13 protein-coding genes are annotated in these 14,896 nt (G+C 49.1%); 11 read left to right on the forward strand and 2 right to left on the reverse strand.

Annotation, left to right across the window (positions count from 1 at the left end; genetic code table 11):
* Positions 1–3: 3 nt before the first annotated feature.
* Together LK536_RS41705 and LK536_RS41710 are read right to left on the reverse strand one after the other, a co-directional pair.
* Positions 4–993, reverse strand: coding sequence for a beta-propeller fold lactonase family protein (locus tag LK536_RS41705; protein ID WP_235712028.1), 990 nt, complete (start codon positions 991–993; stop codon positions 4–6).
* Positions 994–1,669: 676 nt separating this feature from the next.
* Entirely contained in the window at positions 1,670–3,157 is a 1,488-nt protein-coding gene (locus LK536_RS41710; RefSeq protein ID WP_227794486.1) for an aldehyde dehydrogenase family protein, read from the reverse strand.
* 237 nt (positions 3,158–3,394) lie between these two features.
* Between LK536_RS41710 and LK536_RS41715 the strand changes: the two genes are divergently transcribed.
* The 11 genes from LK536_RS41715 to LK536_RS41765 all read left to right on the forward strand — a co-directional run bounded on the left by LK536_RS41715 (position 3,395) and on the right by LK536_RS41765 (position 14,896).
* Complete coding sequence (locus LK536_RS41715) at positions 3,395–3,577, forward strand: hypothetical protein (protein ID WP_025484192.1); 183 nt, start codon at positions 3,395–3,397, stop codon at positions 3,575–3,577.
* A 351-nt stretch (positions 3,578–3,928) separates the two neighbouring features.
* Positions 3,929–4,723, forward strand: a complete 795-nt coding sequence (locus tag LK536_RS41720; protein ID WP_025484191.1) for a DeoR/GlpR family DNA-binding transcription regulator — start codon at positions 3,929–3,931, stop codon at positions 4,721–4,723.
* Between the two features lie 159 nt (positions 4,724–4,882).
* A complete protein-coding gene (gene allB / locus LK536_RS41725) occupies positions 4,883–6,256 on the forward strand; it encodes an allantoinase AllB (RefSeq protein ID WP_227794485.1) in 1,374 nt (457 codons plus the stop codon).
* Between the two features lie 2 nt (positions 6,257–6,258).
* Positions 6,259–7,788: an ABC transporter ATP-binding protein gene (locus tag LK536_RS41730; RefSeq protein ID WP_227794484.1), complete on the forward strand. Its 1,530-nt coding sequence runs from the start codon at positions 6,259–6,261 to the stop codon at positions 7,786–7,788.
* On the forward strand, positions 7,785–8,867 hold the full coding sequence (locus LK536_RS41735) for an ABC transporter permease (protein ID WP_025484187.1): 1,083 nt from the start codon (positions 7,785–7,787) through the stop codon (positions 8,865–8,867). The genes LK536_RS41730 and LK536_RS41735 overlap by 4 nt, the downstream gene beginning before the upstream one ends.
* Complete coding sequence (locus LK536_RS41740; RefSeq protein ID WP_025484186.1) at positions 8,864–9,751, forward strand: ABC transporter permease; 888 nt, start codon at positions 8,864–8,866, stop codon at positions 9,749–9,751. Before LK536_RS41735 ends, LK536_RS41740 begins: the two co-directional genes overlap by 4 nt.
* 56 nt (positions 9,752–9,807) lie before the next feature.
* Positions 9,808–10,905 carry a BMP family ABC transporter substrate-binding protein gene (locus LK536_RS41745; RefSeq protein WP_025484184.1) on the forward strand — a complete coding sequence of 366 codons (1,098 nt, stop codon included), beginning with the start codon at positions 9,808–9,810 and terminating at the stop codon, positions 10,903–10,905.
* 35 nt (positions 10,906–10,940) lie between these two features.
* Positions 10,941–11,960: an NHL repeat-containing protein gene (locus LK536_RS41750; protein ID WP_025484183.1), complete on the forward strand. Its 1,020-nt coding sequence runs from the start codon at positions 10,941–10,943 to the stop codon at positions 11,958–11,960.
* Complete coding sequence (locus LK536_RS41755; protein ID WP_025484182.1) at positions 11,953–12,744, forward strand: DeoR/GlpR family DNA-binding transcription regulator; 792 nt, start codon at positions 11,953–11,955, stop codon at positions 12,742–12,744. Before LK536_RS41750 ends, LK536_RS41755 begins: the two co-directional genes overlap by 8 nt.
* A gap of 153 nt (positions 12,745–12,897) precedes the next feature.
* Positions 12,898–14,304: a deoxyguanosinetriphosphate triphosphohydrolase gene (locus LK536_RS41760; protein ID WP_008724280.1), complete on the forward strand. Its 1,407-nt coding sequence runs from the start codon at positions 12,898–12,900 to the stop codon at positions 14,302–14,304.
* Positions 14,305–14,485: 181 nt separating this feature from the next.
* Positions 14,486–14,896: a ribosomal maturation YjgA family protein gene (locus tag LK536_RS41765; protein ID WP_051400603.1), complete on the forward strand. Its 411-nt coding sequence runs from the start codon at positions 14,486–14,488 to the stop codon at positions 14,894–14,896.

The following is a 14,896-nucleotide window of genomic DNA, read 5'->3' on the forward strand; positions in this document are numbered from 1 at the left end:
TAGTTACAGTATGACGGCTACTGCTTCAGGCGCAGGAACCTGGGAACACGGTCCGTCCAGGCATCCGGTTTCCGGGTTGATCCTGAAACTTACAAGGCCGCCTTCTGTCCGGTTGACGGCCAGCAGGTACTGTCCGTCCGGTGTAAGGGTGAAATCACGGGGATGGACCCCGCCGCTGCCGGTCTGCTGAACCAGCTTCAACTGACAGCCGTCTATATAAAACACGCTTATGATATCGGCAAAGCGTGTGGAGACATAGAGGAAACGTCCATCCGGGGACAGCCGTATGGCTGCCGAGGCCGGAGGTTCCTTATATTTTGCATCCCCGGGCAGAAGCGGATAAACATGCTCCAGGGGGATTGCGGGGCCGGACGGCGTATCCGCGGCCAGGGAATATACAAACAGCTGGTTGCTCAGTTCGCTGACCAGGAACAGCCTTTTGTGGTCCTTATCAAATATTCCGTGGCGGGGACCGGTGCCTTCCTCAAACCTTAACTCCCCAGCCGGTGCGAAATCCCTGCTGCAGTCATATATCTTGACCGTGTCAAGGAGCAGGCAGGGAACCAGCATATAGTGATTGTGGAATAAAATCTGATGGCAGCCCGCCTTTGGGGCTATATCAATCCTCTTTGCCAGAGTCAGGCTGTCAGGGGATTTCCTATAAACCAGGATGCAGCCTTCGTGGTAATTGGCGGTGTATATACAGGCGTCGTCCTGGGTTACATAGCAGGCCGGGGCTGTCTCGTAAAATGCTTCTCCTGCAAGGCTGGCACCGCCGCCGGCCGTATCAAGGAGACAGATTCCTGCCTGGCCGTCCCGCTTCCTGGGAGCTGCTAAAAGCGTACCGTGCAGGGACAGGTATTTGCAGTCCAAAGCGCCATAGTATAGTTCCGGCTTAGACAGGTTTCCATTATCCAGGTCCATGGTAAAACGGTAAATGCCAAGACTTTCAGGCGAGGCATATGTCCCGATATATCCGGTAAGTGTGTTCATGATGAATTCCTTTCTATGATAAAAATGTAACAAGATATGATACAGTTTCTTTATCTGTAATTATATGAGTTACAGTATTCTATGTCAAGCGTTATTTAAATATCATTTTTAATTTTCGATATCATATTGGAGTGTGCATTAAAAATGAATTTGATTCTTGCTTTCAATGCCACTCTGAATGACGCTCTGAATGCCGCTCTGAATGTCGCTTTGAATATTGCTTTCAATGACGCTTTCAATGACGCTTAGAATATTGCTTTTAGAATCACTTTTAATACTATTTTCAATATTACTTACTTTGGTACTTTTTATTAGGATATACATTATTTTTTAAATAATGCGGTGTGGGATTTATCATTGGAGTGGAAGGGAAGTTGAAAGTGGTGTGATGGAGAGGGAAGAGGTGAAAGAAGAGGTAAGTGGTGGAAGATGAGGAAAGTAGTGGAAGATGAGGAAAGTGGTGGAAGAAAAGGGAAGAGAAGGAAGAAGAGACAAATGATGGAAGGAGAGGGAATGGGTGGAAGGAAAGGGAAGAAGTGAAAGAAGAGGGAACCGCTGGAAGGAGAAGGAGCGGTGGAAGGAGAGATTGATGATACAGGGATTTAAACAGACACAATAAAAAACCAGGGAATCCCCCGTGATTTATACTATGGGGATTCCCTGGCTGCATCCAATCCTACTTGGCAGGATAGAACCCGCTTGGGGATTCAGAAAGGTTAATCATGATATTCTTCATCTGCGTATAGTGTTCCAGGATTACCTTATGGGTTTCACGTCCAATGCCGGACTCCTTGTAGCCGCCAAAGGGTGAGCCTTCCGGTATCTGGTTGTATGTATTAACCCACATACGCCCTGTCTCAATGCCGCGGGATACGCGGATTGCCCGGTTGATGTCCCGGGTCCATACGGCGCCGCCAAGGCCGTAAGCATTATCATTGGCCATGCGGATGACTTCGTCCTCATCCTTAAAACTGATGATGCAGGCAACCGGGCCAAAGATTTCCTCCTGTGCCACGCGCATGTCATTGGTCACATCAGCCAGCAGGGTTGGGCGCATGAAGCAGCCCTTGGCCAATTCGCCTTCCGTCACACGTTCGCCGCCGCAGATTACCCGGGCGCCTTCCTGTTTGCCGATTTCCACATAACTCAGTATCTTTTCCAGCTGGCGTTCATTAATCTGGCTGCCCATCTGGGTTTCAGGATCCCATGACACGCCGACTTTGACATTGTTAAATGCCTTTACCGCGTCTTCCAGGAATTTATCATAAATATCCTCATGTACAAATACCCGGGAACCGGCGCAGCACACCTGGCCCTGGTTGAACAGGATGCCTAACTGCAGGCCGTCAATGGCCTGTTCCCAGTTGCAGTCCGGGAAGAAGATGTTGGCAGACTTGCCGCCGAGTTCCAGTGTGGCGGGAATCAGCCGGTCCGCTGCTGCCAGCGCCACCTGCCGGCCAACCTCGGTAGAGCCGGTAAATGCCAGTTTGCGGAATCCTTTGTGTTCCAGCATATACTGCCCCGACTTGGAGCCGGAACCTGTGATTACATTGAATACTCCTTTTGGAACCACATCCTGAATAAGACGCGCAAATTCAAGCACGGAAAGGGATGTGTCGCTGGACGGTTTAAATACGGTACAGCATCCCGCTGCCAGCACCGGCGCCAGCTTCCAGGCAGCCATCAGGAACGGGAAGTTCCACGGTACGATCTGTCCCACAACGCCAATCGGTTCACGCAGGATAAGGGACAGGAACTGCTCATCCAGCACATTGGCGCTGCCTTCCTCCGCCAGGATGCAGCCTGCAAAATAGCGGAAATGCTTTGCGCTTAAAGGAATGTCGATTGCCATGGTCTCCCGGATGGGTTTGCCGTTGTCCAGGGACTCTACCATGGCCAGGTGCTCTGTATTATCATCTATGATGTCAGCGATTTTGTTGAGGATTCCTGCCCGCTCACTGGCAGGAACCTTTTTCCAGGTTTCAAAAGCCTTCCATGCGGCCTTCACTGCGTCATCCACATCTTCCTTGGTTGCCTGTGCACATTCAGCTAATTGTTCTCCGCTGGCAGGGCATCTGGTTGTGAAGAAAGCCTTGTCAGAGGCATCGCGCCACTGGCCGTCAATATAAAGCTGATACCGTTCCTGAAGTTCTGGTTTGTTCATTTAATCCCTCCTGTTTGTGATTGGTTGTTTATACGTACCCGCGTATGAGTCTCCCTGAGACCCTGATTACTCATTTATTTAACCATAACATTTTGTGAGATAAAAAGCAATATTTGTTAAAATAATCTCATAATAGTTTATAATTTAACATAATATTCAGTGATTTATGATTGAAGTGTTAATAAATTCAGGTTATAATTAGATAAGGTAAAATAATGATAAAGGAGGATTGCAGGAATGGCTCAGGAGGACTCTGAAAAAATATGTTTCCAATATATCTGCCCCAGATACCCACGATGCGCCCGCGCCCGGGGCAAGGGGTGCTGCATTGAAGGCCCGGAGGATGGGACGCTTCTGGTCGGGAAGGAGGAGTGCGGGGCGGAGAATGGGTTTTTGTTGTTTGTGGAGGAGGGAGGATGATAGGTATTTGAACCGGGTATAAGTATCTGACGAGGGACATTGGGAGACGGATGTCCCTTTTTGAATGCCTATGTTTAAAGCAACACCGCAAGATATAAATTGAATCTGGCGGGGCGCCATGGTAGAATATCATAAAAGGGTTGGTGCAGGTGGATTTTCAACATTCTATTCCACAAAAAGCGGATTTATATTTGAAATGTGCAACATTTTATTAACTAAAATCATTAAAAAGTGCAATAAATCGGGAATCAAACTTAATAAAATTAGTTTTTAAAAAACTTTTGTGGAAAACTAAGTTGTAAAAAATGTGGAATTTGGTGAAAAACCAAATGGCAGGGGGAAGATTGACCTATGTATAATAAACGTCAGAAAGAAATTATCCGTTTTTTGTCCGAAGCCAAGTTTGCTAAGATGGAACAGCTGGCAGAACAGTTCCAGGTCAGTTTGGAAACCATACGCAGGGATTTGCTGGAATTGGAAAAAGATTCTTCTATTAAAAGAGTCAGGGGCGGGGCCGTATACAATAACCTGCGTGCCAAAGAAATGGAATATGAAAAAAAGATGGAGAATAACCAGGTTGAAAAGCATGCCATTGCCAAACTGGCGGCTGAGTATATCAATGACGGGGATGCCATTGCCATGAATAATGGGACTGCTAACCTGGAATTGGCCAGATGTCTGCTGGAGACAAAGGAACGTCTGACGGTTGTCACTAATTCCCCGGACATTGCCATGGTACTGATTGGCAATGAAAGTAACAGCGTTTACCTGACGGCAGGCCGTCTCCGCAGGCATAATAAAAGCCTGATTGGAAGCATGTGCAGCCAGAGCCTGGAGGATTTCAGGGTTGATAAGACCATATTGTGCATTGACGGCATTTCCATTGAGGATGGGATTACGGAATACAATACAGAAGAAGCCGCCATATTAAGGAAAATGCTTCAGATTGGCCGTACCAGGATGATTTTATGCGAGTTCAGCAAATTCAGCGAGGTTGCGTTTAACAAGGTGTGTTCCGCGGCGCAGATTGATTATGTGTTTACAGACTGGAATATATCTTATAAAGAAGTAAAAGCCTGGAGTGATATCAATGTGCGGGTGTTGACTGCGGACAGGAAATATATGGAAAATAATAAGTTGGAGTAAATGTGGAAAAACCGTGGAAATGCTTGTAAAACCACAATTTCCAGTTGTAAAAATTGAACATTAACCAAAAAAAGCTGTCAATTGCCATGATTGACAGCTTTTGTTTGTTTTTGATAAGATTATACCACATAAGACAGTAAAAAATGAGAGGGTGTGGGGATGATTCAGAACAAACAGTTAATTTGTAATGGCAAGGTTGTACTCCCGAACAGTGTGGAGAATGTATCATTATTGGTTGAAGACGGCAGGATAACTGCCTTGTTGGAAAAAGGTAGTGACTATTCAGGTGACTGTGAAATCATAGACGCGTCTGGGAAGATAGTGATGCCGGGTATGATTGACACACATAACCACATGGGTGACCCGGGACCTGCTAATTTCCGGGAGGATTGGTACTGTGGCTCATGCAGCGCGGCATCAGGCGGAATCACCACTATATGCGATATGCCGCTGCCGTCAGAGCCGTCAACCATTGACAGGGAAAGCCTGATGCTGAAAAAGCAGACAGCAGAGAGCCGTTCCGTGGTGGATTTTGCGCTGTGGGGAGGACTGATTCCCGCCAGTATTAAGGATATGAGGGAAATGCACGAACTTGGCTGTGTTGGCTTTAAGGGATTCATGTGTTTTTCCACCAAAGTATACCCCCGCATCACGGATGGTTACCTGGTTGAAGGAATGCGGGAATCGGCATCCTTCCATGGGCTGGTTGCCCTCCATGCCGAGAATGCGGAAGTGGCCGATTTTGGCTGTCAGCATTATTCGGAAATCCATTGCCAGGACGAGGCATGTTTTGACGATGCAAGGCCGTGGTGGACTGAGTTTGACGCAATACAGCGCGCTGTGCTGTTTGCCAGGATGACCGGATCCAGGCTTTTAGTCTGTCATACCACCATCATGCAGGGAGCGGAATTCCTAAAGAACCAGAAAAAGGAAGGGGCGCCGGTATTTGTTGAGACATGTCCCCATTATCTGATATTTGACAGGAATATACTGAGGGATAAAAAATCCTTTGCAAAATGCACACCGCCATTCCGCAGCCGCGGGAACGTGGAAAAGATGTGGGATTATGTAAAGGATGGGACCATAGATGTATTAGGTTCTGACCACGGGCCATACACGGATGAAGAGAAGGTAATGCAGCACGATTTTTGGAAGGAATACTGCGGATTTGGCTGCAATGACGTGATGCTGGCCGCAATGATTTCAGAGGGAGTGAATAAGCGGGGCCTGTCATGGACAAGGCTGGCGGAACTTACGTCCCAAAACGCGGCCAGGCTTCTGGGGCTGTACCCGAGGAAAGGAAACCTGATGCCGGGGGCGGATGCGGATTTTATATTCATTGACCCGGATGAGAAGTGGGTTTATGACGGAACCAGATCATTCTCCAAAACAAAGAGCGACAAAGGTCCGTATCATGGAATGGAGTTAACGGGCCGCGTGACAGATACATTTGTCAGGGGAAAAAGGGTATATGGAGACGAAAGGATCCTGTGTGATGCAGGATATGGCAGATATATCAGAAGCGAGGGATGATTATGGGGAGGCAGATTGAATTAAAAAAAATCACCAAGGTATTTGGGAAACTGACAGCTAACTCCGAGGTGGATTTTACGGTTGAATCTGGAAAGATATATGGATTAATCGGGGAAAACGGGGCGGGCAAGACAACACTAATGCGTGTACTTTACGGAATGTATGAGCCGGATGGAGGCGAAATACTGATTGATGGAAAGGCAGTACGGTTTAAAAGCCCCAAAGATGCCATTGATATGGGGATAGGTATGGTACACCAGCATTTTGCATTGGTCCCAACCCTTACGGTAACACAGAACATGATACTCGGTAAGCCTATACAGAAAAAGAACGGGCTTCTGGACATGAAGCAGGCGGAACAGATGGTTTTGGATATCGGTAAACAGTATAAGCTGGAGGTCCCGCCCAAAGCGTTGGTTAAGGATATACCGGTCAGCCTGCAGCAGCGTGTGGAAATCCTGAAAGCCCTTTACCTTGGGGCTGACCTTCTGATTATGGATGAACCCACGGCCGTGCTTACTCCCCAGGAGATTGTAAAGCTGTTTGAAACCCTGGTGGAACTGCGGAACGCAGGAAAGAGTATCATACTGATTACCCATAAGCTCAATGAAATCATGCAGATTACAGATGAAATCATGGTACTCAGGCTGGGAAAGGTTACCGGACATGTGAAGACATCTGAGACGGATGAGCGCAGCATCGCTGAGATGATGGTAGGACGCCAGCTCAGTGAACAGAAGGAGAAGAAAGTGATTGACCAGTCCCAGGTTGCCCTGGAAGCAGAGCGGCTTGAATATGTGGATAAATGGGGAGTCAGGGCGGTTGACAATATTTCATTCACCTTACACAAAGGAGAGATACTTGGAATTGCAGGGGTCCAGGGGAATGGGCAGTCTGAATTAATCGACATATTAACCGGTATGGTCAATGACTATAAAGGGATGATACGGATTGAGGGCAGGGAGGTATCGCCATCCATGGGAACCAGGATCAGGCGGGAATATGGGATGGGATGCATTCCTGAGGACCGGCAGCTTACAGGGGCAGCGGTAGGCGCCACCATTCTATCCAATTTTATCATGGAAGGATACCGGTCCAGGGATTTTGCCGGGAGGTGTTTCATCAACTATAAAAAAGCGAAACAGATTACCTGGGACAATGTGAAGAAATTTACAGTGAAAACAGATAATATCATGAATGATGCCCTGTCTTTATCCGGAGGCAATCTTCAGAAGCTGATAGTAGCCAGGGAATTATACCTGAAACCATCTGTCCTCATAGCTGCACAGCCAAGCCGCGGTGTGGATATCGGCGCAACGGAGTATATCCATGATACGCTTGTGGAACACCGTAACCAGGGAAATGCTGTCCTGCTGGTTTCCAATGAACTTTCTGAAATCATGGCAATCAGCGACCGCATACTGGTCATCTATAATGGACGTTTTGTGGGGGAAGTGGATCCGGGTACGGCAACCGAGGAGGAAATCGGCCTGCTGATGGCTGGAATTGTAAGGGAGGGTACAGCTGTATGAATTTTACGTATAGGCCGACGCCAATCAGTGTTAAGACTGCTCTTATGGCAGTGGCATTTGGTCTGCTGGTCGGCGCAGTCCTGATTTTTGCAACAGGCAATAATCCTGTTGTTATCTATGCCGCCCTTTTGCGCGGCGCATGCGGTTCCATGTTTGCCCTTGCATCCAGCATCCGGTGGACAGTACCCCTGATATTTGCAGGGGTGGCGGCATCCATTGCCTTTAAGGGCGGGGTCTTCAACATGGGTGTGGAAGGCCAGATGTACATGGGTGGACTGGCAGCAGCCATCGTGGGTATCACATTCAGGGATTTGCCGGGATATATCCTGGTACCGTTCATGCTTCTTGCCAGCATGCTGGTGGGGATGATATGGGCGCTGCCTCCGATTCTTGCCAAGCTTTATTACGGCAGCAGCGAGGTGGTGCCGTGCATGATGCTGAACTATGTTGCGATGTATCTCACGGATTATCTGGTACATAATGTGTTCCTTGCAAGCGGCAACCGGGGCGCGACCATTAAGACGGACATGATTGCGGAGCAGGGGCAGCTGACCAAGCTGATACCTGGAACCAATGTGACTACGGCGCTGTTAATCAGTCTTGCGGTCGTGGTTTTCTACTGGATCATGATTAAACGGTCAAAATTCGGCTATGAGTTTGAGGTATGCGGGATTAACCCCAGGTTTGCCAAGTATGGGGGAGTAAATGTAAATACAGCGAGGATTGGTGTCATCCTTATGAGCGGGGCCATTGCAGGGCTGGGAGGCGCCACTGAAATCATGGGAGTCAGGCTTTGCTTTGAAAGCCGCTTTGTCGGGGATTTTGCAACAAATGGAATCCTGTCAGCATTGCTGGGCAGCTGCTCGCCACTTGGAACTCTGTTCGGAGCGGTATTTATGGGATTTTTAAAGGCAGGTTCCCTGACCGTGGAGCGGACCACCAGCGTATCAAGGGCCGTGGCCGTGGTCATACAGTGTACCATCATATGTTTTGTTTCCGCGAAGGCATTCGCAGGTATGCTGGATTGGAAACAGTTACCCTTTATCAGGCATAATGCAAAGGAAGGAGAGGCATCATGAATATTTCGCTTTTAATCAGCGCTACCATGCGGTATTCCGCCCCCATCCTGCTGGCTGCAGTGGGAGCCCTGTTCTGTGATTGCGCCGGGGTAACCTTCATCATACTGGAAGCCCAGATGCTGCTGGCCTGCTTTTTTGCGGTCATTGCAGGCTACTATTTCCACAGCTGGGTGATAGGGGTGCTGTGCGCGGTTATTGCAACCCTTGTCCTGGGGTGCTTCTTTACCTGGATTACCATGAAAATGAAAGCCATTGAACTGGTGGTGGGCTTTGCCATTAACTTTCTGATTGACGGCTTAACCATTTACCTGCTCAGGATGGTGTTCCACCAGACCGGTTCCTTTATATCGCCGGACATCCCATCCATATCCAGGATTACAGTCCCTGTGCTTTGTGATATCCCGGTGATTGGAAGCATATTTACCCAGCAGACATGGATTGTGTACGCAGCCTTTCTCAGCGTGGCAGCCGCGGCCGTCATTATTTACCATACGCCCTATGGATTGCGGATCCTGTCCAGCGGCGCCAATCCGGAAGCAGCCGAGGCAGTGGGCATTAATATAAATAAAACACGGATTTCCTGTATCCTGATTGCCAGCGTGCTGTGCGCATTGGCCGGAAGCCAGCTGTCCATCGGATTCCTGTCCATGTTTTCTGAGGGTATGACAGTGGGGAAGGGGTATATTGCACTGGGTGCGTTGATGTTCTCAAGGCGCAGGCCTGTGCTGGTCCTGTTCATCACGCTGCTGTTTGGATTTGCGGAAGCATTTGGAAACCAGGTACAGCTCAGCGGGACCATTGCTTCTGAGCTTGTGCTGATGATTCCATATCTGGCAGTGCTTGCATGTGTGTTTATCAGAAAACCGGTAAAGGAACAATTTTAACATATAAAGCAAATGAAACGAACAAGAAAAACAAACAAGAAAACGGAGGAAAAGAAATGAAAAAAGCAACAGCAGTAATTCTCGGAGCAGTGGCAGCAATGACAATTCTCAGTGCCTGTGGTTCAGGCGGAGGGACAGCGGCGAAAGACACGACAGCGGCTCCCCAGACAGAGGCCGTGAAGACGGAAGCCCCGGCAGAAAAGAAGGAGACAGAAGCATCAGAGGCCCCCAAGACAGCGCTGAAGGCCGCATTCATAACACCCCAGGCTTTAGGCGACGGCTCTGTAACTGACTTAAGCTATTCCGGCTTTACAAAGGCAGCGGAAGAATATGGCATGGATACCCAGGTAGTGGAGGTCCAGGTAGGCGAGTATGAGGAAACACTGCGTTCCATGGCCCAGGAAGGATATGGACTGCTGGTATGTCTCCAGCCTGAGATGGTGGATGCCATCTGTACCGTGGCCCCGGAGTACCCGGATACAAAATTCTTCAGCATGAACGGTGAAATCAACGATATCCCCAATGTGCTGGGTTCTGCCAACAAAGAGCAGGAAGGTTCCTACCTGGCAGGCGTGACGGCTGCCCTTATGTCGGAAACAGGTAAGATTGGGGCTGTCATCGGTCAGGATATGGCACAGAACAACAGATATGCGGCAGGATATGAGGATGGGGCCAAAGCAGCCAATCCGGATATTGAAGTATCCATCATGTATGCAGGTACCTTTGAGGACCCGGCCAAGGGTAAGGAACTGGCGCTTACCTTATATAATTCAGGCTATGATGTGGTATATCAAGTAGCGGCAAAGACTGGCCTTGGGGTGTTTGAGGCAGCTAAGGAACTTGGAGAAGGGCATTATGTGGTTGGATGTGACATTGACCAAAGCCCTCTGCTTCCCGGACAGGTAGTGGGAAGCCAGATTACACCGTATGATACATGGGTATATGCAGCGATGAAGGATTATGCAGAGGGTAAGTTCGAAGGCGGACGCACAGAAGCATTTTCCATGAACCGTACAGATGGAGCTGGTTTTGATTTCGATTCCACAGGTAAGATTACATATAAGGATGGCGTGAAGGAAATGGTGGAGGAGAGCAAGGAAAAAATCATGTCCGGAGAAATCGTGCCTGAAAGCGTACGTGAAAAAGATAAATAAAGATATGAATGTTAAAGAGGGGAAGGGCTGCAAAGATGGCAGAGATGATTAAGGGGATTGCGGACCGCGACAAGGCCGGCAGATCTTATTATACAAGCAATGGATATACCTATGAACTCCACCCGGATTATGGCAGATTCCCGGACTGCTTTGAGTTCACCATGTATTCCGGGGGGTGCTGTGACAAGGAGGACAACCTGTTCTTATCCACAAGGGATGTGGACCATCCCATCATGATGCTGGACCCGGAAGGAAATTATGTAAAGGATTTTGGAAAGGGGCTGTTTAAAGAAACCCATACCCTCTGCGTGACTCCGGAAGATACGCTGCTGTGTGTGGACGTGGCCATGCATGTGCTCCGGGAAATCAGCAAGGACGGGGAGCTGATCCGCGATATCGGTACGCCGGGAGTTCCAAGTGACAGCGGGTTTGACCCTGATATCTGGAGGAAACGCCAGAGAATGGGAAAATACGTGCCGACGGATGTCTCTTTTGACAAGGGGTGGTCCTTTTTCATGGGAGTGGGGACCATAAGGCGGGCCGCGCCTCCCTTTAATAAACCTACAGGTGTGGCCTTTGCGCCATCCGGTGACCTGTTTGTCAGTGACGGCTATGGCAATGCAGCCATCCACCATTTTACCAGGGATGGGAAGTTAATACAGACCTGGGGAGGTCCCGGGGATGAACCGGGACGGTTTGTGGTACCTCACTGTCTCTGCGTGGATGTTCTGGGCCGCGTATGGGTTGGGGACAGGGATGGAAACCGGCTCCATGTATTCTCAGAAGACGGAGAACTGCTGGCATACTTTGATGAGAACCTGTATCAGCCTACCGGACTCTGGGCGGACAGGAACTATGTGTATGTTGCGGAGCGGGGCGGCGGCCTTACGATGATTGATATGGAACTGAATGTGAAGGCGCAGCTGGGATTTTATAATTCATCCATCCGGGCGCATGGGATGTGCGGGAACAGCAGGGGAGAGCTGTTCCTGATGCCCCTCACCACATACGACAGACATTTTCTGATGAAGCTGTCCCCGGTGGCCTATGTATAGCGAACGCCAGAGGGAGATGCTCCGGTATCTGTCCGAGGTAAAATTTGCAAAGGTAGAGCATCTGGCAGACCTGTTTCACGTGTCCATCGAAACCATACGCCGGGATTTGCTGGAACTGGAAAAAGACTCGTCCGTAAAGCGTATCCGGGGCGGCGCTACCTACAGCAGTTTCAGGGCGAAGGAACTGGAGTTTTCGAAAAAAATGGAAAGCAACCAGCAGGAAAAACAGGCCATTGCCCAAGCAGCGGCAGAGTATATCAATGACGGGGATGCCATTGCCATGAATAATGGAAGCACGACCCTGTCCCTGGCAAGGTATCTCTTAAAAAGCAGGAAAATGTTGACCGTGGTAACCAATTCACCAGACATAGCCTTGATTTTAAGTGATAACGAGAGCAACCAGATTTATCTTACTTCCGGGTATCTGAGAAAACATAATAAGAGTCTGGTGGGAAGCACGTGCAGGGAATGCCTTGAGGATTTCCGTGTAGATAAGACCATACTGAGCATAGATGGAATTTCCATTGAGGATGGTGTGACGGAATATAATACGGAGGAGGCAGCAGTCCTGCGGAAAATGCTTGAGATAGGACATTCTAAAATCATACTCTGTGAGTTTAACAAGTTCAGCGAAGTGGCTTTTAACAAGGTGTGTGACGCCGAGCAGATAGATTACGTGTTTACGGACTGGAATATGCCGTCAAAGGAGATTAAGGCATGGAATGATATCGGGGTCAAGGTGCTGGCACAGCCTTGTGTTAATACCGGTGGAGCCAGTGCCTGATATCTCCGTCAGGAAAAATGTACATAGAAGCGAATAACAGGGCCGGGGCCTGCCGTTTACACGGTGGGTTCCGGTCCTTTCTTTTTATTTGTATTTGCATTTTCCCCAAAATTGTTGATAATAGAGTATAGAAAAGAAAAAGGAGACAACCCCATGAACTGGACAACCCTGCTTTGTGACGACCGTATCCGAAGCTATAAGAAATCATCCTCCACCGACCTGCGCACTGAGTTTGAGAAGGATTACCACCGCATTATCGGAAGCGCCTCCTTCCGCCGCCTTCAGGATAAGACCCAGGTCTTTCCGTTGGACCGCAGCGACTTTGTCAGGACCAGGCTTACCCATTCCCTTGAGGTCTCCTCCCTGGCCAAGTCCCTGGGGCAGAATATATCCGAGAGCATACGGGTGAATGTGAAGGACGATACCTTCCTGCCGGAGCATAAGGCGGCTGTGTGTGACATACTCCAGTGTGCCGGGCTGATCCACGATATCGGGAACCCGCCCTTCGGACATTTTGGGGAAACCTCCATACAGGACTGGTTTAAACAGAACCTGGGGCGGCTTATGTTTAAGGGACAGCCCATAAGTGATATCCTTAAGCCCCAGATGCTGCAGGACTTTTATCATTTTGAGGGCAATACCCAGGCCTTCCGCGTGGTGACCAGGCTGCATTTCCTGGTGGATGAGCATGGTATGAACCTGACCAAGGCGCTGCTTGGGACCATCATCAAGTATCCTGTGTCCTCCCTTGGGATAGATAAGAAAAGCGGCAATATCAGGACAAAGAAGATGGGATATTTCTATGCGGATAAAGACAATTTTGAAGATGTGCAGCGCTCCACAGGGACCTTTGGCATGAGGCATCCCCTGACCTTCCTTCTGGAGGCGGCAGATGATATTGCGTATAAGACCGCAGATATAGAGGATGCGGTGAAAAAGGGCTGCATTTCCTATGAAAGGCTGTTGCAGGAACTGAAAGGTTTCCGGCCGGGGCAGCAGACGGAGCAGTACCAGCGGATTGTTTCCTGGCTGGAGGAGCGCTTTGGCAAGGGCGTGCAGAGGGATTACAGCCGCCCGGACCTGTATGCGGTGCAGAACTGGGTAATCAGCGCCCAAGGGCAGATGATTGCCGGGGTGACGGACTGCTTTACTGAGAATTATGACGCTGTCATGGATGGGAGTTATGGGAAGGATATGTTTGCCGGAACCGGCGTGGAGCTTCTGATGGACGCCCTGGGGGATATCGCCTTCCGCTATGCCTTCGACACCAGGCCCATACTAAAACTGGAGATAGCCGCCCAGACCATTTTCAGCTTCCTGCTGGAGCGGTTTGTGGACGCGGTCATCCCCTGGGATACCGACCTGCCCATGACACAGGTGCAGGATAAGATGGTTTCCCTTATTTCCGATAATTATAAGAAGATTTATTCCATCTGTTCAAAGGATAAGGATGAGGCGGAAAAGCTGTATCTGCGCCTGCTGCTGGTGACGGATTATATCTGCGGCATGACGGACAGTTATGCCAAGGATCTGTACCAGGAACTGAATGGGATTGTATGAGGCTGTGAAGGATTATATGGGATTGTATGGTACTGCTGGGATTATATGTAGTATTGGAATTGCACGGTACTACTGGGATTGTATGGTGCTATAGGGATTGCATGGTACTACTGGGATTGTATGGTGCTATAGGGATTGCATGGTACTATATGGTATAAATGAAATAGGGAGGACAGTGACCATGAAGATAAGTAAAAACAGGCAGAGGATAGGATATCTGACAGCATTCATAATCCTCTTCCTCATTGAGGCAGCCATTGCGCTGTGGGTACATGACCGGTTTGTCCGCCCTTATATCGGGGATGTGCTGGTGGTGGTGCTGGTATATGTTTTTGTCCGGATTTTCTTTCCGTCCGGTATCCGGCATCTGGTATTATATGTGTTCCTGTTTGCAGCCTGCGTGGAAGTGCTGCAGTATTTCCATCTGGTGGAGATACTGGGACTTCAGGAGTTCAGGGCAGCCAGGATCATACTGGGGTCGGTATTTGACTTAAAGGACATTGCGTGCTATGGCGTGGGCTGCCTGGGGCTGTGGATGTTTGAGCGGCTTGGGCGGAGCCATGGGAAGATGACGGAAGAAGACAGGAGCTGA

Source organism: Clostridium pacaense (assembly GCF_020709765.2).
Lineage (GTDB): Bacteria > Bacillota > Clostridia > Lachnospirales > Lachnospiraceae > Enterocloster > Enterocloster hominis.

Bases quoted from the DNA above. Each gene is read 5' to 3' on its own strand.
- LK536_RS41740 (WP_025484186.1), top strand. From the start codon at position 8,864: ATGAATATTTCGCTTTTAATCAGCGCTACCATGCGGTATTCCGCCCCC.
- LK536_RS41760 (WP_008724280.1), top strand. From the start codon at position 12,898: ATGAACTGGACAACCCTGCTTTGTGACGACCGTATCCGAAGCTATAAG.
- LK536_RS41745 (WP_025484184.1), top strand. From the start codon at position 9,808: ATGAAAAAAGCAACAGCAGTAATTCTCGGAGCAGTGGCAGCAATGACA.
- LK536_RS41735 (WP_025484187.1), top strand. From the start codon at position 7,785: ATGAATTTTACGTATAGGCCGACGCCAATCAGTGTTAAGACTGCTCTT.
- LK536_RS41715 (WP_025484192.1), top strand. From the start codon at position 3,395: ATGGCTCAGGAGGACTCTGAAAAAATATGTTTCCAATATATCTGCCCC.
- LK536_RS41755 (WP_025484182.1), top strand. From the start codon at position 11,953: ATGTATAGCGAACGCCAGAGGGAGATGCTCCGGTATCTGTCCGAGGTA.
- LK536_RS41710 (WP_227794486.1), bottom strand. From the start codon at position 3,157: ATGAACAAACCAGAACTTCAGGAACGGTATCAGCTTTATATTGACGGC.
- allB (WP_227794485.1), top strand. From the start codon at position 4,883: ATGATTCAGAACAAACAGTTAATTTGTAATGGCAAGGTTGTACTCCCG.
- LK536_RS41705 (WP_235712028.1), bottom strand. From the start codon at position 993: ATGAACACACTTACCGGATATATCGGGACATATGCCTCGCCTGAAAGT.
- LK536_RS41730 (WP_227794484.1), top strand. From the start codon at position 6,259: ATGGGGAGGCAGATTGAATTAAAAAAAATCACCAAGGTATTTGGGAAA.
- LK536_RS41720 (WP_025484191.1), top strand. From the start codon at position 3,929: ATGTATAATAAACGTCAGAAAGAAATTATCCGTTTTTTGTCCGAAGCC.
- LK536_RS41765 (WP_051400603.1), top strand. From the start codon at position 14,486: ATGAAGATAAGTAAAAACAGGCAGAGGATAGGATATCTGACAGCATTC.
- LK536_RS41750 (WP_025484183.1), top strand. From the start codon at position 10,941: ATGGCAGAGATGATTAAGGGGATTGCGGACCGCGACAAGGCCGGCAGA.